The sequence below is a fragment of the Bacteroides togonis genome, from assembly GCF_900130135.1.
GTDB classification, from domain to species: Bacteria; Bacteroidota; Bacteroidia; order Bacteroidales; family Bacteroidaceae; genus Bacteroides; species Bacteroides pullorum.
The window spans coordinates 1,366,813-1,389,570 of sequence record NZ_LT670820.1 but is presented as its reverse complement, the minus strand read 5'-3'; the positions used below and the strand labels follow the sequence as shown (position 1 = coordinate 1,389,570).

General features: G+C 52.0%; 23 protein-coding genes and 1 tRNA gene. 10 read left to right on the top strand and 14 right to left on the bottom strand.

Features of this window, described 5'->3' with window-relative positions; genetic code table 11:
- The first annotated feature begins 17 nt into the window (after positions 1 to 17).
- The 4 genes from thrS to rplT all read left to right on the top strand — a co-directional run bounded on the left by thrS (position 18) and on the right by rplT (position 3,318).
- Positions 18 to 1,958, top strand: a complete 1,941-nt coding sequence (thrS, locus tag BQ8005_RS06080) for a threonine--tRNA ligase (protein ID WP_075317437.1) — start codon at positions 18 to 20, stop codon at positions 1,956 to 1,958.
- Between the two features lie 58 nt (positions 1,959 to 2,016).
- Positions 2,017 to 2,601 (top strand): translation initiation factor IF-3, encoded by a 585-nt coding sequence (infC, locus tag BQ8005_RS06075; protein ID WP_075317436.1) that lies wholly within the window; start codon positions 2,017 to 2,019, stop codon positions 2,599 to 2,601.
- A 67-nt stretch (positions 2,602 to 2,668) separates the two neighbouring features.
- Positions 2,669 to 2,866, top strand: coding sequence for a 50S ribosomal protein L35 (rpmI, locus tag BQ8005_RS06070; protein WP_021847604.1), 198 nt, complete (start codon positions 2,669 to 2,671; stop codon positions 2,864 to 2,866).
- A 101-nt stretch (positions 2,867 to 2,967) separates the two neighbouring features.
- On the top strand, positions 2,968 to 3,318 hold the full coding sequence (rplT, locus tag BQ8005_RS06065; protein ID WP_021847603.1) for a 50S ribosomal protein L20: 351 nt from the start codon (positions 2,968 to 2,970) through the stop codon (positions 3,316 to 3,318).
- Between the two features lie 647 nt (positions 3,319 to 3,965).
- On the opposite strand, the gene BQ8005_RS06060 is transcribed toward rplT, so the two are convergent.
- The 5 genes from BQ8005_RS06060 to BQ8005_RS06040 form a co-directional block, all read right to left on the bottom strand.
- A complete protein-coding gene (locus BQ8005_RS06060; RefSeq protein ID WP_075317435.1) occupies positions 3,966 to 5,273 on the bottom strand; it encodes a phenylacetate--CoA ligase in 1,308 nt (435 codons plus the stop codon).
- A gap of 22 nt (positions 5,274 to 5,295) precedes the next feature.
- Positions 5,296 to 5,877, bottom strand: coding sequence for an indolepyruvate oxidoreductase subunit beta (locus BQ8005_RS06055; protein ID WP_075317434.1), 582 nt, complete (start codon positions 5,875 to 5,877; stop codon positions 5,296 to 5,298).
- Between the two features lie 7 nt (positions 5,878 to 5,884).
- On the bottom strand, positions 5,885 to 7,477 hold the full coding sequence (locus tag BQ8005_RS06050) for a thiamine pyrophosphate-dependent enzyme (RefSeq protein WP_075317433.1): 1,593 nt from the start codon (positions 7,475 to 7,477) through the stop codon (positions 5,885 to 5,887).
- A gap of 77 nt (positions 7,478 to 7,554) precedes the next feature.
- Positions 7,555 to 8,586, bottom strand: coding sequence for an endolytic transglycosylase MltG (mltG, locus tag BQ8005_RS06045; RefSeq protein WP_075317432.1), 1,032 nt, complete (start codon positions 8,584 to 8,586; stop codon positions 7,555 to 7,557).
- Between the two features lie 83 nt (positions 8,587 to 8,669).
- Positions 8,670 to 8,745: transfer RNA gene (locus BQ8005_RS06040), tRNA-Thr, on the bottom strand.
- A 371-nt stretch (positions 8,746 to 9,116) separates the two neighbouring features.
- On the opposite strand from BQ8005_RS06040, the gene BQ8005_RS06035 reads away from it, so the two are divergent.
- The 3 genes from BQ8005_RS06035 to BQ8005_RS06025 all read left to right on the top strand — a co-directional run bounded on the left by BQ8005_RS06035 (position 9,117) and on the right by BQ8005_RS06025 (position 14,526).
- Positions 9,117 to 10,385 (top strand): putative DNA modification/repair radical SAM protein, encoded by a 1,269-nt coding sequence (locus BQ8005_RS06035; protein ID WP_075317431.1) that lies wholly within the window; start codon positions 9,117 to 9,119, stop codon positions 10,383 to 10,385.
- Between the two features lie 94 nt (positions 10,386 to 10,479).
- Complete coding sequence (locus tag BQ8005_RS06030) at positions 10,480 to 13,740, top strand: S41 family peptidase (protein WP_075317430.1); 3,261 nt, start codon at positions 10,480 to 10,482, stop codon at positions 13,738 to 13,740.
- A gap of 9 nt (positions 13,741 to 13,749) precedes the next feature.
- Entirely contained in the window at positions 13,750 to 14,526 is a 777-nt protein-coding gene (locus tag BQ8005_RS06025) for a TIGR03915 family putative DNA repair protein (protein WP_075317429.1), read from the top strand.
- A 6-nt stretch (positions 14,527 to 14,532) separates the two neighbouring features.
- On the opposite strand, the gene BQ8005_RS06020 is transcribed toward BQ8005_RS06025, so the two are convergent.
- Genes BQ8005_RS06020 through BQ8005_RS06010 form a run of 3 tightly spaced genes read right to left on the bottom strand, consistent with a single transcriptional unit; the run spans position 14,533 to position 16,704 of the window.
- Positions 14,533 to 15,513, bottom strand: coding sequence for a lytic transglycosylase domain-containing protein (locus BQ8005_RS06020; protein ID WP_075318986.1), 981 nt, complete (start codon positions 15,511 to 15,513; stop codon positions 14,533 to 14,535).
- 36 nt (positions 15,514 to 15,549) lie between these two features.
- Entirely contained in the window at positions 15,550 to 16,281 is a 732-nt protein-coding gene (locus BQ8005_RS06015; protein WP_021847594.1) for an SDR family NAD(P)-dependent oxidoreductase, read from the bottom strand.
- A 6-nt stretch (positions 16,282 to 16,287) separates the two neighbouring features.
- Positions 16,288 to 16,704: a secondary thiamine-phosphate synthase enzyme YjbQ gene (locus BQ8005_RS06010; RefSeq protein ID WP_075317428.1), complete on the bottom strand. Its 417-nt coding sequence runs from the start codon at positions 16,702 to 16,704 to the stop codon at positions 16,288 to 16,290.
- 159 nt (positions 16,705 to 16,863) lie between these two features.
- Here BQ8005_RS06010 and BQ8005_RS06005 point away from each other — a divergent pair, with 159 nt between their 5' ends.
- Both BQ8005_RS06005 and BQ8005_RS06000 read left to right on the top strand, forming a co-directional pair.
- Positions 16,864 to 17,328: a MaoC family dehydratase gene (locus tag BQ8005_RS06005; protein WP_021847592.1), complete on the top strand. Its 465-nt coding sequence runs from the start codon at positions 16,864 to 16,866 to the stop codon at positions 17,326 to 17,328.
- A gap of 8 nt (positions 17,329 to 17,336) precedes the next feature.
- Complete coding sequence (locus BQ8005_RS06000) at positions 17,337 to 17,543, top strand: hypothetical protein (protein WP_021847591.1); 207 nt, start codon at positions 17,337 to 17,339, stop codon at positions 17,541 to 17,543.
- Positions 17,544 to 17,646: 103 nt separating this feature from the next.
- On the opposite strand, the gene BQ8005_RS05995 is transcribed toward BQ8005_RS06000, so the two are convergent.
- From BQ8005_RS05995 to BQ8005_RS05975, 5 genes are read right to left on the bottom strand one after another with little or no spacing between them, the layout of a single operon-like run.
- On the bottom strand, positions 17,647 to 17,985 hold the full coding sequence (locus BQ8005_RS05995) for a nitrous oxide-stimulated promoter family protein (RefSeq protein ID WP_021847590.1): 339 nt from the start codon (positions 17,983 to 17,985) through the stop codon (positions 17,647 to 17,649).
- A 15-nt stretch (positions 17,986 to 18,000) separates the two neighbouring features.
- A complete protein-coding gene (locus tag BQ8005_RS05990; RefSeq protein ID WP_075317427.1) occupies positions 18,001 to 18,894 on the bottom strand; it encodes a helix-turn-helix domain-containing protein in 894 nt (297 codons plus the stop codon).
- A 38-nt stretch (positions 18,895 to 18,932) separates the two neighbouring features.
- The gene (locus BQ8005_RS05985) at positions 18,933 to 19,709 is read right to left on the bottom strand and encodes an amidohydrolase (RefSeq protein ID WP_075317426.1); all 777 of its coding nucleotides are present in this window, start codon (positions 19,707 to 19,709) and stop codon (positions 18,933 to 18,935) included.
- A gap of 20 nt (positions 19,710 to 19,729) precedes the next feature.
- The gene (locus BQ8005_RS05980; RefSeq protein ID WP_075317425.1) at positions 19,730 to 20,284 is read right to left on the bottom strand and encodes a 1-acyl-sn-glycerol-3-phosphate acyltransferase; all 555 of its coding nucleotides are present in this window, start codon (positions 20,282 to 20,284) and stop codon (positions 19,730 to 19,732) included.
- 15 nt (positions 20,285 to 20,299) lie between these two features.
- The gene (locus BQ8005_RS05975; RefSeq protein WP_075317424.1) at positions 20,300 to 20,569 is read right to left on the bottom strand and encodes a hypothetical protein; all 270 of its coding nucleotides are present in this window, start codon (positions 20,567 to 20,569) and stop codon (positions 20,300 to 20,302) included.
- 284 nt (positions 20,570 to 20,853) lie between these two features.
- Here BQ8005_RS05975 and BQ8005_RS05970 point away from each other — a divergent pair, with 284 nt between their 5' ends.
- On the top strand, positions 20,854 to 21,738 hold the full coding sequence (locus BQ8005_RS05970; RefSeq protein ID WP_394334094.1) for a glycoside hydrolase family 25 protein: 885 nt from the start codon (positions 20,854 to 20,856) through the stop codon (positions 21,736 to 21,738).
- 60 nt (positions 21,739 to 21,798) lie between these two features.
- Here the strand turns inward: BQ8005_RS05970 and prmA are convergent, their stop codons facing one another.
- Positions 21,799 to 22,647: a 50S ribosomal protein L11 methyltransferase gene (prmA, locus tag BQ8005_RS05965; RefSeq protein ID WP_075317423.1), complete on the bottom strand. Its 849-nt coding sequence runs from the start codon at positions 22,645 to 22,647 to the stop codon at positions 21,799 to 21,801.
- Positions 22,648 to 22,758: the final 111 nt, after the last annotated feature.

The window sequence follows — 22,758 nt, the reverse complement described above, 5'->3', positions numbered from 1 at the left end:
TTGAAATACATACCATTATGATAAAAATAACATTCCCAGATGGCTCTGTTCGTGAATACAACGAAGGAGTAACCGGCTTGCAAATAGCAGAAAGTATCAGTTCAAGACTAGCTCAAGAAGTCTTGGCTTGTGGTGTAAACGGTGAAATCTATGATTTGGGGCGTCCCATTCAGAATGATGCCGAGTTCGTTCTCTATAAGTGGGAAGATGAACAAGGTAAGCATGCCTTCTGGCACACCAGTGCTCACTTGCTGGCCGAAGCTTTGCAGGAACTCTATCCCGGCATTCAGTTTGGTATAGGTCCGGCAATCGAAAACGGATTCTATTATGATGTTGATCCGGGTGAAACACCCATTAAAGAGGCTGATCTGCCTGCGATTGAAAGCAAAATGGCTGAACTGGCCGCCAAGAAAGAGGCTGTTGTTCGCCAGGATATTTCGAAGGAAGATGCCTTGAAAAAATTTGGTGATCGTGGTGAAACCTACAAGTGTGAACTGATTTCTGAGTTGGAAGATGGTCACATTACAACTTATACACAAGGTTCCTTTACAGATTTGTGTCGTGGCCCGCACTTGATGACGACGGCTCCTATTAAGGCCATCAAGCTGACCTCTGTAGCAGGTGCTTATTGGCGTGGGCAGGAAGATCGTAAGATGATGACACGTATTTATGGTATCACTTTCCCAAAGAAAAAGATGCTGGACGAATACTTGGTGATGATGGAAGAAGCCAAGAAACGTGACCATCGTAAGATTGGTAAAGAAATGGATTTGTTCATGTTCTCTGATACTGTAGGAAAAGGTCTTCCGATGTGGTTGCCGAAAGGAACAGCCTTGCGTATCCGTTTGCAGGATTTCTTGCGTCGTATCCAGGCTCGTTATGACTATCAGGAAGTGATGTGTCCGCCTATCGGAAACAAACTTCTGTATATTACTTCTGGCCACTATGCCAAGTATGGAAAAGACTCTTTCCAGCCTATCCATACACCTGAAGAAGGCGAAGAATACTTCTTGAAGCCGATGAACTGTCCTCATCACTGTATGATTTACAAGAACTCACCTCGTTCGTACAAGGATCTGCCTTTGCGTTTGGCTGAATTCGGTACGGTTTGTCGTTATGAGCAAAGTGGTGAGCTGCATGGATTGACTCGTGTACGTAGCTTTACGCAGGATGACGCGCACTTGTTCTGCCGTCCTGATCAGGTAAAGGATGAATTCTTGCGCGTGATGGATATTATTTCCATTGTGTTCAAGTCTATGAATTTTGAGAATTTCGAAGCACAGATTTCTTTGCGTGACAAGGAAAATCGTGAAAAATATATCGGTAGCGATGAAAACTGGGAGAAAGCAGAACGTGCTATTATCGAAGCCTGTGAAGAAAAAGGTTTGAAGGCGAAGATCGAATATGGTGAAGCTGCTTTCTATGGTCCGAAGCTTGACTTTATGGTAAAAGATGCCATTGGACGCCGTTGGCAGTTGGGTACTATTCAGGTAGACTATAACTTGCCTGAACGTTTCCAGTTGGAATATACGGGTGCTGACAACCAGAAACATCGTCCTGTGATGATTCACCGTGCACCTTTTGGTTCAATGGAACGCTTCGTCGCTGTGCTTATTGAGCATACAGCTGGTAAATTCCCATTATGGTTGACTCCCGATCAGGTTGCTATTCTGCCTATTAGTGAGAAGTTCAATGATTACGCCAATGAAGTGCGTCTGGCACTGAAGAAGTATGATATCCGTGCTCTTGTGGATGAACGTAACGAGAAGATCGGCCGTAAGATTCGTGACAACGAGATGAAACGCATTCCTTATATGCTTGTTGTTGGCGAAAAAGAGGCTGAAAATGGCGAAGTTTCTGTACGTAAGCAAGGTGAAGGTGACCAAGGTACGATGAAAGTGGAAGAATTTGCTAAAAAAATCAGTGAAGAAGTTCAGAATATGATAAATAAGTGGTAAATTTGCGGCCAATTTAGTAGTAACAAATAAAAAACGAATAGGAAGTAAACGTTATTTAATGAAGAATGACAGCTTAAAAGGGCAACATCGGATTAATGAGCAAATCCGTGCCAAAGAAGTCCGCATAGTAGGCGATGAAGTAGAAAGCAAAGTGTATCCGATAGCGCAGGCTTTGAAATTGGCCGAAGAACACGAAGCGGACCTTGTAGAGATTTCTCCCAACGCACAACCCCCTGTTTGTCGTATTATCGATTACTCTAAATTCCTTTACCAACTGAAGAAACGTCAGAAGGAACAGAAAGCCAAACAGGTTAAGGTCAATGTGAAGGAAATCCGTTTTGGTCCTCAGACAGATGACCATGACTATAACTTCAAGTTGAAACATGCCAAAGGTTTTTTGGAAGATGGTGATAAGGTGAAGGCATATGTTTTCTTCAAAGGTCGTTCCATTTTGTTCAAAGAACAAGGTGAAGTTTTATTGCTTCGTTTTGCAAATGATTTGGAAGACTATGCTAAAGTAGATCAGATGCCTGTTCTTGAAGGAAAGCGTATGACGATTCAGCTCTCGCCGAAGAAAGCGACTGGTGCAAAGAAGCCTGCTGCTCCTAAACCGTCGGTTGCTTCTGACACAACGGAAGAATGAAAAAAATGAGTAACGCCGTCGGTATAGTGCGTTGCCATCTAGTTTTAATAATTTAAATATAAGTAAGATGCCAAAGATCAAGACTAACTCCGGTTCAAAAAAGAGATTTACTCTTACCGGAACGGGTAAAATCAAAAGAAAGCATGCTTTTCACAGTCACATTTTGACTAAGAAAACGAAAAAGCAGAAAAGAAACTTATGCCACGCTGCATTGGTTGATATCACCAACGTAAGCCAGGTTAAGGAGCTTTTGGCTATGAAGTAATCAGAAAGCTGCTAAAGAAATTAAAGTTATTAACCGAATGCATTAGCTTGAAGACTGTTGCGTGAAGCAATGGCGCTAACATTCAAAAACAAGTAAAAACTATGCCAAGATCAGTAAATCACGTTGCTTCTAGAGCAAGAAGAAAGAAAATTTTGAAGTTAACCAGAGGTTACTTTGGTGCAAGAAAGAACGTTTGGACCGTTGCCAAGAATACTTGGGAGAAAGGTTTAACTTATGCGTTCCGTGACCGCAAGAATAAGAAGAGAAACTTCCGTGCTTTGTGGATTCAGCGAATCAATGCTGCAGCTCGTTTGGAAGGTATGTCTTATTCTAAACTGATGGGTGCTTTGCACAAAGCTGGAATCGAAATTAACCGCAAGGTTTTGGCCGATTTGGCTGTTAATCATCCGGAAGCATTTAAGGCTATTGTTGCTAAAGTTAAGGCAGCATGAGCTATTAAAGACTGAAAACTTAATAGAAGTGCTGGAAGCCTATGAAGTTTCCAGCACTTTTTTTATGTTTTTCTTGTTTCTTTCATAGAAACTTCTTACCTTTGTTATAGAAAAAATAGCCGCATTGATTGGATCGGGAAACTCATCAAATTTTACGAAATACCGAGACAAGCTTCGATTCTCAATGGCGGGCCACGCCCTTCGGGGTAACCTTTGAGTCGGTGGATTACAAAGAGGACGAGCACTCAAATCATGTCTATCGGAGTTTCATCACATCATCGGTGCGGCTTTCTATAAAAAAAGGAATGGTAATTTAGTTGCCATTCCTTTTTCTTGTTTTCTCAAAAGTAGTAAAGGGGAATTAGAGTTTCTAAAGTGCCACTTTACGTTCCTCAAGTAGATGTTTAGCGTTCTCAAGTAGATGTTTAGGGAGAACACATTTCTAATAACTGTTTCGTCTTTAAATATGCTTTCATGCTTTCACCAATCTCTAAAGTGTTGTTTTTAAATATTTTAGTGTGAAAGATATTATTAGGCACGAATAACAAGAATTCACCTATGAAGGAAGGGATCTTTGGGTGTTAATTCATGTTATTCGTGCATTCTAAAATAAAAGTTCGGATAAAAAAGAGGGAATCTATTCCTTTTTATTTATTGTTACGCAAATCTTTTACTCGGACAGCTTTTCCTTCGCTTTGAGGAAGAGTTCCTTTCTTTACGAGTTTTACTTTGGGAGTTACCAATATCTCATCTTTGAGTTGCCGGGTTATCTCTTTTCGTACTTTCTCCAATTCGATGTAACTATCTGTCGAGAGGTCGCTGAGTTCTACTTCGACAATCATCTCGTCTTGATTGTCTATCGTATCCAAAGTAATGAGGTAGTTGCTGCCAAGTTGGGGGAACTGAACCAATACTTTTTCAACCTGCATGGGGAAGATATTGACACCTTTAATGATGAACATATCGTCGCTACGTCCTTTGATACGGTCTATTCGCAGGTGAGTTCGTTCGCAAGGGCATTCTCCGGGTAAGATGCGTGTGAGGTCCCGTGTGCGATAGCGTATTAACGGCATCATTTCACGGTCGAGCGTAGTTAATACCAGCTCACCGATTTCACCGTCTGGTACGGGTTCTCCTGTCTCAGGATTGATGATTTCGACGAGATAACAATCTTCCCAGAAGTGCATGCCGTTTTGTTCGGTACATTCGAATGCAACGCCGGGACCATTCATTTCTGTCATTCCAAAACTGTTATAGGCTTTGACTCCCAGCATCCGCTCGATTTTCTTTCGTTGTTCGTCGGTATGTGGTTCTGCTCCGATAACCAATGTTTTCAAACTGGTGTTGGTTGGATCAATACCTTCGGACTGGAACACTTCTGCCAGTCGAATAGCATAACTGGGAATGGCGTGCAGGGCAGTTGTTTTGAAGTCGGTGATGAACTTTATTTGTCGCTTGCTGTTTCCAGCTGCGGCAGGGACAGTTAGGGCGCCTAAACGTTCTGCACCATATTGGAAACCAAGTCCGCCTGTAAACATGCCGTAGCCCGAACTGTTTTGGAATACGTCAGTTTTACGGATACCAACCATATACAAACATCTGGCAACCAGATTGGCCCAGGAATCCAGGTCGTGCTGTGAATGTACAATAACCGTGGGGGTTCCTGTCGTGCCACTTGAGGAATGAATGCGTACCCCGTCTTCACGCATATTGCCAGCTACCAGGCCGAAAGGATAGTTGGCCCGCATGTCTGCTTTGGTTGTAAAGGGTATTTTACGTATGTCTTCAAGGGAGTTGATGCTGTCTGCTGTAATGTTATTTTCTTGAAAAACCTTTTTGTAGAAAGGCGAATTGGCTGCAATTGCGATTGTTTTTTTCAATCGCTGCAGTTGTAGCTGGCGAAGTTGTTCGCGCGGCATGGTTTCTATTTCTTCTTCCCAGTATTTGCTATTCATGGCGGTTTTGGCTTGTCGAGGTTTATATTCTGTTTTCTGCTATTTCTTTTCCAGCTTCCAGTGCTTTGAGGTTCAGTGCGACAATGTCTTCACCCTTGCGCTGGAAGATTTCACGGATGCTTTCCTTTACCTTTTCGTATTCGATGTCAAGGAAGGGAACGGTGGCTCCCAGCAGCACGATATTGGCTACTCGAGGAGAGCCAACTTGTTTGGCAACCTCATTTACGTTCAGGACGATTTTATGCGGCAGTTTGTCGAGTTCAGCTTTGATGCTTTCTTCTGAGGGGTAGTTGGGAATGTTGATAAACGGTGTTTCGTTCGTAATCAACCATCCTTCCGAGTTGAGGTAGGGCAGGTAGCGCAAGGCTTCCATCGGTTCCAGAGAAAGGATGATGTCGCATTTTCCTGTCGGGATGAGGTCCGATGCGATGGGTTGGTTGCTGATGCGGAGGTTGGATTGTACGTCTCCTCCGCGCTGGCTCATTCCGTGTACCTCGGCCTGCTTCATGTAGAGGCCGGATTTCAATGCTGCTTGTCCGATGACAGTGGCGATGGAGAGGATACCTTGTCCTCCTACGCCTGACAATATAATATCTTTTTTCATGGCTGTCTTACTTGTTTCGTTTTTTACGTGCTAAAGTTTGAATACATTCTCTGCGTGGGATGATGACGGAAACTCCCTTGTATTCGATTTCTTCTCGGATAACTTGTTTCATCTCTTCGTAGTTCTTCTTCAGGGGAACCACCACGCGGATGTGTTCGGGCGCTACGCCGATGCCCTGGCAGATGCTTTCCAGACGTCCGGTGCCGGCCGAGTCTTGTCCGCCGGTCATGGCCGTCGTCTCGTTGTCAGAGATGACGATGGTGACGTTGGCGTTTTCGTTGACGCAATCGAGTAGTCCGGTCATGCCGGAATGGGTGAAGGTGGAATCTCCGATGACGGCAACGGCAGGATGCAGGCCTGCGTCAGAGGCTCCCTTGGCCATTGTGATGGAGGCGCCCATGTCTACACACGAGTTGATGGCATGGAAGGGAGCGTTGGCTCCCAAAGTATAGCAGCCTATGTCGCTGAACACTTTGTGCGTGGGATATTCTTCTTTCAGCACCTGAGTCAGCACGGTATACATATCGCGATGACCGCAACCATCGCACAATGCAGGCGGACGCATTTCGACTAAAGAAGGTACGGTGAACTCAGCCTTATTCTCTTTGCCAACAGCACGTGCCACGCTGTCGGGCGTCAGTTCGCCGTCGGTGGAGAGGGTACCGTCCAGACGGCCTTTCACCTTGACGCCTCTGCCCAGGTAGCCTTTCAGCTGCTTCTCTACAAAGGGTTGGCCGTCTTCCAGTACAAGGATTTCTTCGCATTCATCAACGAGCTTCATCAGTTGCTTTTTGGGAAGTGGATATTGGCCGATTTTCAATACGGGATATTCGCAGCCTTCGGGATAGCTTTCCATAAGATAATTATAACCGATACCACAAGCTACGATACCCAATTTTTTGTTAGGACCGTCCACATAACGATTGTAAGGCGATTCCTCGGAGGTTTTGATAAATTCTTCTTGGCGTTGCAAGAGAACTTTGTAACGCTTGCGTGCATTGCCAGGTAGGAGGATGAATTGGCGCGGATCGTCGCTGAAAGCGAGGTCGTTCTGCGGTTGTTCTGCCTTGTGCTCTACGCCGGAACGTGAGTGGGCTAGGCGGGTGACGATGCGAAGCAGGATGGGTTCTCCCATTTCTTCAGAAAAGTGAAATCCATCGTAAACCATGTCATAGGCTTCCTGCTGGTTGCTGGGTTCGTACATGGGAATCAGCGAGAAGTCGCCATAGAATCGGCTGTCTTGTTCGTTTTGCGAGGAGTGCATGCTGGGGTCGTCGGCTGCTACGACAATCATGCCCCCCTTTACGCCTGTGATGGCGGCGTTGATGAAGCAGTCAGCCGCTACATTCATGCCTACGTGTTTCATGCAGATCAGCGAGCGTTTGCCTGCGAAAGACATACCGAGAGCTGCTTCCATGGCTGTCTTTTCGTTGGTGCACCAGTGGTTATGTATGTTGCGTGTGGCCGTAACAGGGGACGCCTGGATGTATTCTGTGATTTCCGTTGAGGGAGTGCCTGGATAGGCATACACACCCGACAGTCCGGCGTCGAGTGCTGCTTGTGCTATGGCTTCATCGCCAAGTAAGAGTTGTTTGCTCATATCTTTCTTCGTATTTTGTTATGATTCGGGTTATACGGATGGCAAATATAAGCTTTTACTCTTACATTCAATCAAATCTACTTGAAAATCTTTCTTTTGTTCAGTGCATTCCAGTATTTTCGAGCATTTTGCATGTGTTCGGCGTAAGTTGATGCAAAATTGTGTGTGCCCGAGAAGTCTTCCTTGGCACACATATATATATAGTTGTGTCGCGTGTAGTCGAGGACGGCGTCGATGCCAGCGGGAGTGGGGATGCGGATAGGACCCGGTGGAAGTCCGGCATTGAGATAGGTGTTGTAAGGTGAGGGGAATTCCAGGTGGGCATTGGTGATGCGGCGGAGCGTGAAGTCTTGCAGGGCGAACTTCACGGTGGGGTCGGCTTGCAGGGGGATGCCGGCACGCAGGCGGTTGATGTAGAGTCCTGCCACCATAGGCTTCTCCTGTCGGTTATTTGTTTCTTCCTCTACGATGGAGGCCAGGGTGGCCACTTCGGCGGGTGTCATGCCCAGCGAATCGGCCTTGGCTCGTCGGGACGGGTTCCAGAAACGGTCGTGCTCTTTCGTCATACGAGCAAGGAAGTCTTCTGTATCCATGTCCCAGTAGACTTGGTAGGTTTCGGGGATGAACAAGCTGGGCAGGGTCTCGGGCGTGTAGCCCTGGCGGCTCCAGCGGGTGGTGTCGCGCAGGGCCTGCATGATTTCTGCCGAGTCTATCATCAGTTGGTTGCCCACGTTGCGGGCCAGCCTGTCCAGCGTGCGCACGCTGCCGATGACCAGATTCATCGGCTCTTGGTGGCCGCGCAGGAGGCGACCAAGAACATGGTAGGCGTTATCGTCCGGCAGAATAGCGTAGCGACCGGTCTTAACGTGCTCTGGGTATTGTTTCAGGCGGGCTGCCCAGCGCAGGCCGGTCAGATTGCCGGGTGTGGCGGTTTGGCGCAGTTTGTGGTAGACGGAGTCGGCCGTGTCGTCGCGGTCTATGTAGATGTGGACTTTCTTTTCCGGGTGGAACTGGGGGGCCAGCAAGAGCTGATAGCCGATTCCCAGGCAGAGGACACAGGCTACTGCCAGAATGAGTAGGCTGGAAAACAAAACTTTCTTTTTCGTCATGGAACTCTATGTTTTTTCTCCCGCAAAGATATGCATTTGCATGAAAAGAAAAAAGAGATGTCCATTGCGGGCATCTCTTTTTGTGGAGCCGATAGCCGGACTTGAACCGGCGACCTACGCGTTACGAATGCGTTGCTCTACCAACTGAGCTATATCGGCAGGTGTATTGGGCTTACGGCGTGCAAAGGTACAGCTTTATTTGAAACTGCAAAAACTTTGGCCATTTTTTTCGAAATATTTTTGGGGACGAGCTTTCCGCAGCCTCGGGTTCCACAGGCTTTCCAGGCGGGGGAACCTCCCTTTGTAGGGCTACACAGCGGGTTTCGGCTTCAGAAAATGCCTTTGTAGGGCTACACAAGCAGGTTTCGGTTTCAAAAAATGCTTTTGTAGGGCTACACGGGCGTTTTTCGGTTTCAGAAAATGCTTTTGTAGGGCTACACTGGCATTTTTCGGTTTCAGAAAATGGTTTTGTAGGGCTACATACGTTTTTTTCTCTTACTTTTGCAGGAAAAAGAACGAAAGGAAGGCGGATGAACGAACAAGTGCTCCATAAACTGAAGGTGCTGGCCGAGTCGGCCAAGTACGACGTGTCGTGCTCGTCGAGCGGCACCGTGCGGCGTGGCAAGGCGGGCATGGTGGGCAACACGGTGGGTGGTGTGGGCATCTGCCACAGCTTTGCCGAGGACGGGCGGTGCATCTCGCTGCTCAAGGTGATGCTCACCAACTATTGCATCTACGACTGTGCCTACTGCATCAACCGCCGCAGCAACGACATACCGCGCGCCACGCTGTCGGTGACCGAGCTGGTGGAGCTGACGATGGAGTTCTACCGCCGCAACTACATCGAGGGGCTCTTCCTGAGCAGCGGCGTGGTGCGCAACCCCGACTACACGATGGAGCGGCTGGTGCGCGTGGCCAAGGACCTGCGGACGGTGCACCGCTTCAACGGCTACATCCACCTGAAGAGCATCCCCGGCGCCTCCGAGGAGCTGGTGCACGAGGCGGGGCTCTATGCCGACCGCCTGAGCGTGAACATCGAGATACCCAAGGAGGAGAACCTGAAGCTGCTGGCGCCCGAGAAAGACCACCGCAGCGTGTACGCCCCCATGCGCTACATCCGCCAGGGGGTGCTGGAGAACCGCGAGGAGCGAAAGAAGTTCCGCCACGCGCCGCGCTTCGTGCCCGCGGGGCAGAGCACGCAGATGATTGTGGGCGCCACGGCAGAGACGGACAAGGACATCCTGCGCCTGTCGTCGGCCCTCTACAGCCAACCCACGATGCGTCGCGTCTACTATTCGGGCTACGTGCCCGTCAATGCCTACGACCCGCGTCTGCCTGCGCTGAAGCAGCCGCCGCTGGTGCGCGAGAACCGCCTCTACCAGGCCGACTGGCTGATGCGTTTCTACCAGTTTCAGGTGGACGAGATTGTGGATGATGCCTATCCCGACCTCGACCTCGAGGTGGATCCCAAGCTGGCATGGGCCTTGCGCCACCCCGAGCAGTTTCCTGTCGACGTCAACAAGGCCGACTACGAGATGCTGCTCCGCGTGCCGGGCATCGGGGTGAAGTCTGCCCGCCTCATCGTGGCTTCGCGCCGCTTCGGGCGGCTGGGTTACTACCAGCTGAAGAAGATGGGGGCGGTGATGAAGAAGGCGCAATACTTCATCACCTGCAGCGAACTGCCCATGCTGACGGTGAACGAGTTGACGCCACAGGGCGTGCGCCGCCTGCTGGTGAAGAAGAAGGCGAAAGGGGGAGATGACGGGCAACTGACGCTGGACTTCGGGGGTGGAGAATAGACTGGGCGAGAAGTCTCTCTATTTATTCGCCCGATTGGAAAAAAATGATTATTTTCGAAGCCTAATAACAATCTGTTTTACCATCTATTGATTTATGAAGAAACTTCTCTTACTCCTTTTTGCCTGTTGCTCCCTGTGGGCCCAGGCAGACGACGCGCCCCTGTGGCTGCGTTATCCCGCCTTGTCGCCCGACGGACGGGAGATAGCTTTCACCTACAAAGGTGACATCTATACTGTGCCTGTCGAAGGCGGACGGGCGGTGCAACTGACGACGAACCCCCGTCACGACACGCGTCCCGTGTGGTCGCCTGACGGTCGCTACATCGCCTTTGCCTCCGACCGCGAAGGCAGCTTCGACGTCTATCTGATGGCTCGTGAGGGAGGAACGCCCCGACGCCTCACCACCCACTCGGGCAACGAATATCCCGAGACCTTCAAGGACAATGAGACAATACTCTTTACTGCCTCCATCCGTCCCGACGTGAAGGACAGTCAGTTCCCCTCGTCCCTCTTCCCGCAGATCTATGCGGTGGACACCAAGGGCGGACGCCCCGTGCTCTTCTCGTCGCTGGCCATGCAGGAACTTTCGCTCAGCCGTGACGGCCGCCGCCTGCTCTATCAGGACCAAAAGGGATATGAGGATCCCTGGCGAAAGCATCACCAGTCGTCCATTACGAAAGACATCTGGCTGTGCACCCTCGACGGGGAGCGCACCTATCAGAAGATAACCCGCTTTGCCGGCGAAGACCGCGAACCCGTGTGGTCGGCCGACGGCCGTTCCTTCTACTACCTGAGCGAGGAGAGCGGCAGTTTCAACGTGTGGAAAGCGGCGGCCGACGGTTCGGAAAAACGCCAGCTGACGCGCCACACTACCCATCCTGTGCGCTCGCTCAGCGTGGCCGACGACGGCTTGTTGTGCTACACCTACGACGGCGAGCTCTACACCCTGCGCGAAGGTGGAAAACCGCAGAAGGTGGCCGTATCCATCGTGTCCGACCGCCTGGAGCGCGACGTGGTGAATCAGCTGCTGCGCGGCGGTGCGACAGACATTGCCGTGTCGCCCGGCGGCAAGGAGGTGGCTTTCATTGTGCATGGCGACGTCTACGTCACCTCGATGGAGTATGAAACCACCCGCCGCATCACCGACACGCCCCAACAGGAGCGCGACCTGAGTTTCAGCCCCGACGGCCGTTCGCTGGTTTATTCGGCCGAACGCGACGGTGTGTGGGGTGTCTATCTGGCGCGCCTCACCGACAAGGAAGAGAAGCTCTTCACCTACGCCGTCGGTGTGGAGGAAGAGCCGCTGGTGGTTTCGGGACGCACGTCCTTCCAACCCACCTTCTCGCCCGACGGCAAGGAAGTGGCTTTCCTCGAAGACCGTACCACGCTGCGCGTCATCAACCTGAAGTCGCGCAAGGTGCGGACGGTGCTCGACGGCAAGTACAACTATTCTTACTCCGACGGCGACCAGACCTACCAGTGGTCGCCCGACAGTCGCTGGTTCCTGGCCAAGTATATCAGTGTGGGCGGATGGAACAACACCGACATCGTGCTGGTAAAAGCCGACGGCAGCGGTGAGATGACCAACCTGACCGAAAGCGGATACTCCGACGGCAACCCCAAGTGGGTGCTGGGAGGCAAGGCCATGATCTGGTCGTCCGACCGTGCCGGCTATCGCAGCCATGGCAGCTGGGGTTCGGAGGACGACGTGTACATCATGTTCTTTGACGCCGAGGCCTACGACAAGTTCAACCTCTCGAAAGAGGAGCTGGCGCTGGCGGAAGAGGCCGAGAAAGAGGAGAAGGAAGCGAAGGAAAAGGCTGAGAAAGAGAAAAAGGACAAGAAGAAAGACAAGAAGGAAGCCGACAAGGACGAGGAGAAGGAGGAAGAGGTGGAACCCCTCGTCTTCGACCTGGAGAACCGCAAGGACCGCGTCAGGAGGCTCACCATCAACTCCTCGCACATGGGCGACGCCGTACTGACGCCCAAAGGCGACAAGCTGTACTATTGTGCGGCTTTCGAGGGTGGATATGACCTGTGGGAGCGCAATTTCCGCGAGAACTCCACCAAGCTGCTCATCAAGAACGTGGGTGGCGGCAGCATGTCCATCGACAAGGACGGCAAGTACATCTACCTGCTCTCCGGCGGAGCCATCAAGAAAATCACCGTGGGCGAGAGCAAGGTGACGGGTGTAAGCTTTGCCGCCGACTTCCGCTACCGCCCGGCCGAGGAGCGTGCCTACATCTTCGACCACGCCTGGCGTCAGGTGAAGGACAAGTTCTACGACCCCGACCTGCATGGCGTCGACTGGGAAGGCTATCGCAAGGCCTACGAACGTTACCTGCCGCATATCAACAACAACTACGACTTCCAGGAGATGCTGTCCGAACTGCTGGGCGAGCTGAACGGTTCGCATACAGGTGCACGCTACAGCGCGCCGATGTCGGCGCCGACGGTGGCCGAGCTGGGTGTCTTCTTCGACGAACAGTATCAGGGCGACGGCCTCAAGGTGGCCGAAGTGCTGAAGCAGGGGCCATTATCCAAGGCTGGTTGCCGCGTGAAGGCCGGCTGCATCATCGAGCAGATAGACGGACAGCCGGTGAAGGCCGGCGAGGATTACTTCCCGTTGCTGGCCGGCAAGGCGGGCAAGCGTGTCATGCTCTCCGTGTACGACCCCTCTACAAACAAGCGCTTCGACGAGCAGGTGAAGCCTGTATCGCCGGGGGTCGTATCGGGCCTCCTCTACAAACGTTGGGTGGAGCAGCGGCGTGAGATGGTGGACCGCCTGTCGGGCGGACGCCTGGGTTATGTGCACGTCAAGGGTATGGACAGCCAGAGCTTCCGCGAGGTCTACTCCGAATTGCTGGGGCGTTGCCGCAACAAGGAGGCCGTCATCGTGGACGTGCGCCACAACGGTGGCGGATGGCTGCACGAAGACTTGGCTGTGTTGCTCAGCGGCAAGGAATACCAGCGCTTCGAACCGCGCGGACAGTACATCGGCAGCGACCCTTTCAACCGCTGGCTGAAGCCTTCGTGCGTACTGGTGTGCGAGAACAACTATTCGAATGCTCATGGCTTCCCCGTGGTTTACAAGACGTTGGGCTTGGGCAAGCTCATCGGTGCGCCTGTGCCGGGCACGATGACCGCCGTGTGGTGGGAGCGTCAGCTCGATCCGTCGCTCGTCTTCGGCATTCCGCAGGTGGGCGTGAAGGACGAGAACGGCCAGTACCTGGAGAACCACCAGTTGCAACCCGACATCGAGGTCTACAACTCGCCCGAGTCGCAACTGCGTGGCGAGGATACCCAGCTGGAGCGTGCCGTTGAGGAGATGCTGAAGCAGCTGGACAAACAGTAAGCGGCGTTCATGCAGATTATTTTTCAGTTTGACAATACCTTCGACGGCCTGTTGACAGCCGTCTTTGAGGCCTATTCGCGGCGCACCTTCCCCGATGTCCTGTCGGTGGAGGGTGAGCCGCTTCCACTTTTCCATGACGAGGTGTTCACGGTGGTGACCGATACAGTGAAGGCAGAAAGGGTGTGGAAAGGGGTGCAGAAGAAGCTGTCGGCAGGTGCTTTGCGCTGCCTGACCCAGTGCTGGCTGGCCGAGGAGGCGGAGACGCCCATGGTGATCTTCCACTACATCCGCAAGGTGGTCGATGCGCCCCGATCCATCGAGACGAACTTTGCCGACCCCGATGTGTTGGCGTTTGCGCGCATGTGGAAGCGGGTGAGTGGGGAGCGGTGGCACCTCATTCAGTTCATCCGCTTTCAGAAGGCGGCCGATGGTACTTACTTTGCCGCCGTGGAGCCCGAAAAGAATGCTCTGCCGCTGGTGATCGACCACTTCCGCGACCGCCTGGGCGACCAGCGCTGGGTGGTGTACGACGTGGGGCGTGGCTATGGCTTTTACTTCGACGGGCAGGAGGTGAGGCACGTCACCTTTGCCGACGACAGCCCTGTCGTCCGTCTGGTGGACGGACGCCTGGACGAGGAGCTGATGGACAAGGACGAACGCCTCTTCCAACAGCTGTGGAAGACGTACTTCAAGGCCATCTGCATCAAGGAGCGGTGGAACCCGCGCAAGCACCGTCAAGACATGCCTGTGCGCTACTGGAAGTACCTGACGGAGAAGCAGGAGTGAGGAGCGTCAATCGATGACCCAGCGGCGGTTGTGGGGTACAGTCTTCTTGGGGTCGTAGTGCATGCCCGTGCGGGTAGGAATCTTCAGCACATAGGTTCGTCCGCTCTTGTTCATCAGCGAGGTGTCGCGCAGCCAGGGGTTGAAGTCCTTGAGCTGGGCGTAGGTGATGCCTTTGCTTTTGGCGAACCGAGCCAGGTTTTCTATGCCCTTGGTGACGGTCACTGTGGTGCAGGCAATGGGCGGATAGAGCTGTTCGCGTTTCAGCATGAAGCCGTAGCGTTGCGGATCGGTGAAGACAGCCTTGGCGGCCAGCAGGCGGAACATGTAGCGCGAGGTTTCCTCGACCAGCCACAGGTCGGCGGCCTGGTCGACCATCTGGCGCTGGAGCTGCTGGGTGATGCGTCCCTGGCCGGCGTTGTACGCGGCGGCCACGCAGAGCCAGTTGCCATACTTGGCATACGAGGCCTTGAGGTACTTGCAGGCGGCACGGGTGGCTTTTTCGAGGTTGTAGCGCTCGTCGATGTTCTGGTTTACTTCCAATCCGTATTCACGCCCCGAGGCTTGCATGAACTGCCACATGCCGGCGGCTCCGGCGGGCGACTTGGCCAGGTGGTTCAGGCTGCTTTCGATGACGGCCAGATACTTGAAGTCGTCGGGTACGCCACATTCTTTCAGGATGGGTTCGATGACGGGGAAATAGCGGTTGGCGCGCTTCAGCGAGAGCATGGTGGACGAGTGCATGTAGGTGAAAGCCATCAGTTCGCGATCCATGCGTTCGCGGTGGTCATAGCGGTCCATGCGGATGGTTTGTCCGGCGAAGGTCACCTGGTCGGGGACGGAGGGCGAGGCGGTGAAGTGGGACACGTCGCTGCGCACGGAGTTCTGCTCGGGGCTGAAGCGGGCATTTCCCAGCAGGAAGGGCAGGGAGATGCCGATGCAAAGGGTGGCCGTCGAGGCCAGTATCGGTCGGATGAAGTTCTTTTTCATATCGGTCATTGGGGTTTATGTTTGTTGCTTGTTCATTTATCGGTTTCTGATAGGCAGGCGCACCCACAGCCAGCGGGGGATGAGGCGCCAGAAGAAGACGAGCACGCAATAGCGTCCGTCGATGACGGCTACACGCTTCCGTCGGTCCACGGCGCGGACGATGGCGGCCGCCACGCGCGGTGCCTGCATCAGCATGGGGTAGCGTCCTCCCTTCAGCAGGTCGGTGGCCACGAAGCCGGGGCGGATGTCAGTGAAGCGGATGGGTAGTTTCTGCATGCGGGCCAGTTGGTCCAGCGCATCGATGTAGGTGTTCTGGAAACGCTTTGTGGCCGAGTAGGCGGGTGCCGCGCCCAGTCCCTGAGTTCCGGCGATGGAGCTGATGACGGCGATGTGGCCGCCTCCGTTTGACCGGAAGTAGTTGAAGGCGGCGGTGGTCAGGCGGATGAATCCACCAACGTTCGTGGCGGCCGTCTGCAGCTCGACGTCGGGCCGCAGGTCGGGGTTCTGCGCGCCGATGCCCGAGCTGAGGAAGAACACGTCCATGCCGCCCAGCCGCGCGATGAGTTCGTCCAGACGTCGGGGAGCGTCGTCGGCGGTCACGTCCAGCGGTTGCACTTCCACTTGTCCGGCGGGGTAACTGGCTTGAAAGCGGAGCAGGGTTTCTTCGCGTCGTCCGGCGATACCTAGCCTCCAGCCCCTTGCGGCCCAGATGCGCGCCACTTCCAGCCCGATGCCCGACGTGGCGCCTATGATGATGGCTCGTTTCATACGCTGTTATTCTCCTATGATGGTGGCTACTATCTTTCGTCGTTCCCGTCCGTTGCGAAACTCGCAGAGGTAGATGCCCTGCCAGATGCCCATGTTCAGCCGGTGGTCGGTGATGGGGATGGTCAGGCTTGCTCCCGTCAGCGTGCTCTTGGCATGGGCGGGCATGTCGTCGTCGCCCTCGCATGTATGCTGGTAGTAAGGTTCCCGTTCCTTGACCAGGCGGTTGAAGATGGCTTCCAGATCGGTCTGTACGTCGGGGTCGGCGTTCTCGTTCAGGCTCAGTCCGGCGGAGGTATGCTTGATGAAGAGGTGGAGCAGTCCCACGGCCGGAAGTGGCGGCAGTTGCGCCACAATTTCGTCGGTCACGAGGTGGAAGCCCCTTCCGTGTGAGGGTAATGAAAATTCTTTCTGTAGAATGCTCATGGCTGATAGTGTTCTTTTTGTACGATTTAGTGGCAAATATAGCCAAAACTTGTTTAAACGTTTGCATTCGTCCGGTTAAATTCTTTGCCGTTTGTTGGGAAAATGCGATATTTGTCTGCTCAAAATCGAAAGCTGTTGAACAATATTAAGAGTATATCTATGGAAAAAGTGATTATTAATTCGTATGAAGAATTCGAGAAGCTGGTAGGTCAGCAGATTGGTGTATCGGACTATGTACAGATCCCGCAGGAACGTATTAACCTCTTTGCCGATGCCACGTTGGACCACCAGTGGATACACGTCGACACCGAACGCGCCAAAGCCGAAAGTCCCTTCAAAAGCACCATCGTGCACGGTTACCTGACCCTTTCTATGCTGCCCTACTTGTGGAACCAGATTATTGAGGTGAACAATCTGAAGATGATGATCAACTACGGCATCGAGAAGATGAAGTTCGGTCAGGCTGTTTTGTCGGGCCAGAGTATCCGTCTGGTCGCTTCGATGCAGTCGCTGACCAACTTGCGTGGTGTGGCTAAGGCCGAAATCAAGTTTGCCATCGAAATCGAGGGTGAGAAGAAGAAAGCACTCGAGGGCGTGGCCGTCTTCCTTTACTATTTTAACTGATATCGGACATGAAGAAATTACTTTGTCCGCAATGTAAGGTGGGTATTTTCTGTGTGAAGGACGCTCAGGGCAATCGTTTGCCGGTCTATGTTTCAGACCAGGGAGAGATTGTGCCGAAGGACGAAACAGCTTCTTTGGCAGGTTATGATCTGAGTGAAGTCTACTGTCTGGGATGTTCGTGGCACGGTAGCCCAAAGCGTCTGGTGAAGTATTGATACCTTTCTTTTATTTTTATATTTAGGCACGGATTGCGTAAATGCTTACGGATTTTTAGTTATTTTCCTGTATTCATCTGGGCAATTCGTGCCTAAAATGTATCTAATCTTTTTGTTTTCTGGTGTATTCATGCCATAGGTGCCGAAAAGCAGCCTGCGGGTGATAGAGCAGCATCCGTGGCCCTGCGTAGCGCATGACTTGGCGCATTCGTTCCTTCATTTCCGGCTTGTAGCAATGGACAGGGCAAAGGCGGCAGGTAGGCTTGTCTTCACCAAAACGGCAATGGGACAGGCGGGTGTGGGCATACGTCAATAGCTCTTGACAAGCAGAACACAGTTCTCGGTTTCCTTCTTTGCGGCGGCAATAGAGGCGGATCATCAGTTCCACGGTCTGTTTTTCTTGTCGGATACGTCGTTGCTCTTTTTCTGAGGTTGTTATCATTTGTGGTATGAAGGGTTAGGCTAGTGTTCTGCGATATTCGCAAGGCGTGTGTCCCACGTGCTTCTTGAACAGGCGATTGAAGTGCTGGGAATATTGGAAGCCTAGTTCGTAGGCTATTTGGCTTACCGTCTTGTCCGTACCGGCGATCATTTCTTTGGACAGGTCGATGATTTTGTCCTGTATGTACTCTTGGGGTGACTTGCCCGTTTCCTTTTTGATTAGGTCGCCGAAGTAGTTGGGCGAGAGGCAGACTTTGTCGGCAAAGTAACGGACGGTGGGTAGGCCGTGTTCCTGCGCCAGATGGTTCAGAAAGTAGCCGTCCAGCAGGTCTTCGAACTTGTTGAGAACATTCTTGTTGACGGCTGTGCGGGTGTTGAATTGGCGTTCGTAGAAGCGTAGGCAGTAGTCCAGCAGGAGCTCAATGTTGCGTACGATGAGTCGTTTGCTATGTCGGTCGGCCGGTCGTTCCACCTCCATGCGTATTTTGTTCAGGCAGTCGGTGAAGATGCCTTTCTCTGTATCTGATAGGTGGAGCGCTTCGCTGGAGCTGTAGGAGAAGAAAGAATAATGCCTGATTTCACGTCCCAACGCTGTGCCGCGTATAAGGTCGGGATGGAACAGCAATCCTTGTGCCTGGGGTTGGTCTTCCAGCTGAACTTCGACTACTTGGCCCGGCGCGAAGCTGGTTACAGTCCCTTCCTGATAGTCGTAGGTCTGGCGGCCATAACGTATGTCGCCACAACGGGTCTGTTTCAGAAAGAGGGCGTAGACACCATAGTTCATGGTGACATGCATGGGGAAGCGGGTAGCCTCTTTCAGGTCGACAATACTGATCAGCGGGTGCAGGCTCTTCAGGCCGAACATTTGGTTGTATGCTTCTACATTATCTAGTTTGATTATTTCTTCCATGGTTTTGCAAATCGGGAGTTGATATGCAAAAATAAGAATTATTTCTGTAAAATGAAGTTGTCGGCGTCGGCGGCTACAGGAAATTTTTCGCGCAGGTGTTGTAGCGGTGCCAGTTCGATGTTGGTCGTGGCCATGCCTTCCTGTCCGTCGGGCAAGAAAGCCAAACGTTCGCCTTTGGGCGAGTAGAGGGCACTTCCGCCGTTGTGGAGCAGGTGGTTTCCGTCAGTACCTGTTCGGTTTACGCCACATACGTAGCACTGGTTCTCCATGGCTCGAGCTTGGAGCAGGACGTCCCATACTGCTCGGCGGGAGGCAGGCCAGCAGGCCACGTAGAGAGCCAGGTCATATTCATTGGCGACGTTGCGGCTCCATACTGGGAAACGCAGGTCGTAGCACACTTGAGGCAAAATGCGGAAGCCGCGATAGCAGATGATGGGGCGCTCATTGCCTGCGGTGAAACATTCATTTTCATGTCCCATACGGAAGAGATGGTGCTTGTCGTAATAGGTCGCTTCTCCCTCGGGTGTGAGGAAGAAAAAACGGTTGCGATAACTACCGTCATCATGATGAGCTATGAAGCTGCCTGCCAGGGCGGTGCCGTATTGGGAAGCCCATTGCTGGAGTTGCTTGATGGTGGGGCCTGTCATTGGTTCGGCCAGCTGCTCAACGTTCATGCTGAAGCCTGTTGTGAAGGTTTCGGGCAGCACTACAAGGTCGGTCTCTCCCTTCAGCTCTTCCAGTCGGAGGTAGAGGCGGCGCAAGTTTTCGTGCTTGTCTTCCCAGGCAATGTCGGTTTGTATCAGGGTGATGCGCATGGAGAATAGAGTGCTCTTTTTCAGATATTTCCGATGGAAAAGTATTCAGGGTGTTTGCCTTTGAAGTTCTTGAAATAGAGCTTTATCTCGTGCATGTCTTTTTCGATGTCACCCGATGGGACGATGGTGCGGGTACAAGAGATGGTCTTCGACGGATAGTCTATTCCGAAGAGCATGATGGGGACTTGTGCCTTCAGGGCAATGTAATAGAATCCTTTTTTCCACTCCGGATTAGCTTTGCGCGTACCCTCAGGTGTGATGGCCAGGTTGAACTGACGGACGGAGGCGAAGCGTTCGGCCATTTGGTCGACCAGCGAATTTTTCTTACTACGGTTGACAGGGATGCCTCCCATGGCTTTGAACACCAGGCTGAGCGGGAAGAAGAACCATTCCTTTTTCATCATAAAGTGAGCGTCACGCCCCAGCGATCCGTAGAAGAGCTTGCCGATGAGCAAGTCCCAGTTGGAAGTATGGGGGGCGGCGCAAAGAACGCACTTGTCATGGAAAGGAACCGTGACGTTCGTCTTCCAGCCCAGCAGACGGTGATAGATAAAGCGGCAGAATTGTTGTTTCATTCTTTCTCTGTCGGCTTACTTCAGTTGGCCCATGCGATCAATGATCTCGTTTACTTTGGCGTTGAAGTCAGAACGGAACTTCTTGTAGAAGCCCTTTACATTGCCAGGCTCGGTGTGGCTGATTCGGCTCAGGAATTCGTCTTGCATGGTCAGGATGTCACCCATCAGGGCGTCGGCCTTCTGAGGGTCGGTACCTGGAACGTAGAGTTTGTTGACCAGACACTCGGTGAAGAGTTCACCTGCGATATAGTTCACGCTTTTCTTCAATGCTTTTCTACTTGCCATAATCTTTCGTTTTAAAGTTAGATTTTCGGGATAAAGATAGTGCTTTTCTTTTTGATAAGGCAAGCGGCAGATGTTTTTTTCTGCTTCCTTGTGGAAAAAGCATTGTTTTCTTCTTGGGAAAAGGCCGTGTTGTCCAAGGCAAAGCATTGCTTTTTGCCGATAGACAGGGAGAGTCTTTTTTCTCCAGTTACGAAAAAACATTTTCCCAGTTGTTCAAAAAGAAATCTCCAGTTGACGGATTTTTCGGAAAACTACTAACTTTGCACGCGATTAGAACGAGACGTATGACTGAACCTTCTATTTCCAGAAAAAAGAAGAACGACAATTATGCAAAAAAGCCTGTACGACGCCGCACGGCTGCTTCGCATGGAAAGTCTGCCAAGACCAAACGGCAGGCAGAGGAGCGCACTATGCCCGTATGGGTACGCAATGTGCTGGCTCTTTGCATCATCGTGGTCTTTTCGGCAAGTTTCTACTGGTTTTTCATCCGTCCCTATGCTTATCGCTGGAAGCCTTGCTACGGGTTGAAGGGTTATGGCGTGTGCATGCCTTGCGATTTCGAAGTACATGGCGTGGACATGTCGCATTATCAAGGACATATTGACTGGCCTCGTCTGGCGGAGCATCGGGCAGGGGAGTTTCCTATCCGTTTCATTTTCATGAAAGCTACTGAGGGCGGCGACCATCAGGACGACACGTTTCGTCAGAACTTTGATTCGGCTAAGACCTATCGCTTCATCCGCGGGGCCTATCATTATTTCCTTCCGCGTACCGACGCGTTGAAGCAGGCTGACTTCTTTATTCGCACAGTGCCGCTGACGGCAGGCGATTTGCCTCCTGTGCTCGATGTGGAAACAACGGGCAAGAAGGACAAGGCCGAACTACAGGCTTGTGTCAAGACGTGGCTCGATCGTGTAGAGGCCCATTATGGCGTGAAGCCCATCCTTTATACCTCTTATAAGTTCAAGATGCGCTATCTGGATAGCCCTGTTTTCGATGCTTATCCCTATTGGATAGCCCACTACTATGTAGACTCCGTACGCTACCAGGGGCCGTGGCATTTTTGGCAGCATACGGATGTGGGTACTGTACCTGGCATTGAAAAAGAGGTGGACCTGAACGTGTTCAACGGCACGTCGGCCCAACTCGACTCGCTTCTACTTAAATAATTGAAAATGGAGAATGGAGAATTGAAAATTATGGCTTCTTCATTTTTTAATTATCAATTATCAATTTTTCAATTCAAACTTGACCGCTGCCCAGCGGTTCTTCTCCCTGTACTCCATGAGCGTCATGCCCAAGCTTTCGGCTTCAGAGCGGATGGCGGCGATGTCGTCGGTATAGAAACCACTCATCAGGAGGGTAGCGTCAGGGTTCATGCGGGCAATGTAATGCTTCATGTCGGCCAGTAGGATGTTACGATTGATGTTGGCTATCACTACGTCGAAAGGTCCTTTGTCGGCCAGAGACGAAGCGTCACCTTGATAGACATCGATACCGTCCAGATGGTTCAGCTCAATGTTTTCCAGCGAGTTGCGTACGCACCAGTCATCGATGTCTACAGCCGTACAATGGTTAGCGCCGCGCATGCGTGCCAAGATAGCCAGGATGGACGTACCGCATCCCATGTCGAGTACCGACTTGCCTTGCAAGTCGCTGTCCAGCAGTTCACCGATGATGAGGCTCGTTGTCTCGTGATGACCTGTGCCGAAGGCCATTTGGGGATTGATGACGATATCGTAGGGCACCTGTGGTACGTCGTGGTGAAAGGTGCTGTGGACGACACAACGGTCGCCTATCACGATGGGTTGAAAAAAATTCTTTTCCCATTCTTCATTCCAATCCTTGTCTTCGGCTTCTACGTAGCTATAGGTAATGGTTGTATCAGGCAGAGGGAAGGCGGTCACGGTCTGGTGTACCGTATCTTCGTCATACAGATCTTTCTGAATATAGGCGGCGATGCCGTCAGCCTGCTCTACAAAACTTTCGAAACCAGCTTCACCCAGGACGGCACAGAGTACGTCGTTGACCGTCTCTGTGCAGGGTTGGGTGTGGAAGGTAAATTCTAAATATTTCATTGTTTTAATGGGGTTTTGTTAAAATGCTGGGATCCGATGGCGGCCCGTCGCATAATTTGTTTTATCTTTGAATAAGATTGGCAAAAGCCTCTGTTTGCAAAGATAGGCTGA

Coding starts and splice junctions, on each gene's coding strand:
- BQ8005_RS06005 (WP_021847592.1), top strand. CDS start 16,864: ATGGAAAAAGTGATTATTAATTCGTATGAAGAATTCGAGAAGCTGGTA.
- BQ8005_RS06035 (WP_075317431.1), top strand. CDS start 9,117: ATGAACGAACAAGTGCTCCATAAACTGAAGGTGCTGGCCGAGTCGGCC.
- prmA (WP_075317423.1), bottom strand. CDS start 22,647: ATGAAATATTTAGAATTTACCTTCCACACCCAACCCTGCACAGAGACG.
- BQ8005_RS06025 (WP_075317429.1), top strand. CDS start 13,750: ATGCAGATTATTTTTCAGTTTGACAATACCTTCGACGGCCTGTTGACA.
- BQ8005_RS06060 (WP_075317435.1), bottom strand. CDS start 5,273: ATGAATAGCAAATACTGGGAAGAAGAAATAGAAACCATGCCGCGCGAA.
- BQ8005_RS06015 (WP_021847594.1), bottom strand. CDS start 16,281: ATGAAACGAGCCATCATCATAGGCGCCACGTCGGGCATCGGGCTGGAA.
- BQ8005_RS06020 (WP_075318986.1), bottom strand. CDS start 15,513: ATGAAAAAGAACTTCATCCGACCGATACTGGCCTCGACGGCCACCCTT.
- BQ8005_RS06055 (WP_075317434.1), bottom strand. CDS start 5,877: ATGAAAAAAGATATTATATTGTCAGGCGTAGGAGGACAAGGTATCCTC.
- BQ8005_RS05970 (WP_394334094.1), top strand. CDS start 20,854: ATGACTGAACCTTCTATTTCCAGAAAAAAGAAGAACGACAATTATGCA.
- BQ8005_RS05985 (WP_075317426.1), bottom strand. CDS start 19,709: ATGCGCATCACCCTGATACAAACCGACATTGCCTGGGAAGACAAGCAC.
- thrS (WP_075317437.1), top strand. CDS start 18: ATGATAAAAATAACATTCCCAGATGGCTCTGTTCGTGAATACAACGAA.
- BQ8005_RS06010 (WP_075317428.1), bottom strand. CDS start 16,704: ATGAGCATTCTACAGAAAGAATTTTCATTACCCTCACACGGAAGGGGC.
- BQ8005_RS06000 (WP_021847591.1), top strand. CDS start 17,337: ATGAAGAAATTACTTTGTCCGCAATGTAAGGTGGGTATTTTCTGTGTG.
- BQ8005_RS05980 (WP_075317425.1), bottom strand. CDS start 20,284: ATGAAACAACAATTCTGCCGCTTTATCTATCACCGTCTGCTGGGCTGG.
- BQ8005_RS05975 (WP_075317424.1), bottom strand. CDS start 20,569: ATGGCAAGTAGAAAAGCATTGAAGAAAAGCGTGAACTATATCGCAGGT.
- BQ8005_RS05995 (WP_021847590.1), bottom strand. CDS start 17,985: ATGATAACAACCTCAGAAAAAGAGCAACGACGTATCCGACAAGAAAAA.
- rplT (WP_021847603.1), top strand. CDS start 2,968: ATGCCAAGATCAGTAAATCACGTTGCTTCTAGAGCAAGAAGAAAGAAA.
- BQ8005_RS05990 (WP_075317427.1), bottom strand. CDS start 18,894: ATGGAAGAAATAATCAAACTAGATAATGTAGAAGCATACAACCAAATG.
- mltG (WP_075317432.1), bottom strand. CDS start 8,586: ATGACGAAAAAGAAAGTTTTGTTTTCCAGCCTACTCATTCTGGCAGTA.
- BQ8005_RS06030 (WP_075317430.1), top strand. CDS start 10,480: ATGAAGAAACTTCTCTTACTCCTTTTTGCCTGTTGCTCCCTGTGGGCC.
- rpmI (WP_021847604.1), top strand. CDS start 2,669: ATGCCAAAGATCAAGACTAACTCCGGTTCAAAAAAGAGATTTACTCTT.
- BQ8005_RS06050 (WP_075317433.1), bottom strand. CDS start 7,477: ATGAGCAAACAACTCTTACTTGGCGATGAAGCCATAGCACAAGCAGCA.
- infC (WP_075317436.1), top strand. CDS start 2,017: ATGAAGAATGACAGCTTAAAAGGGCAACATCGGATTAATGAGCAAATC.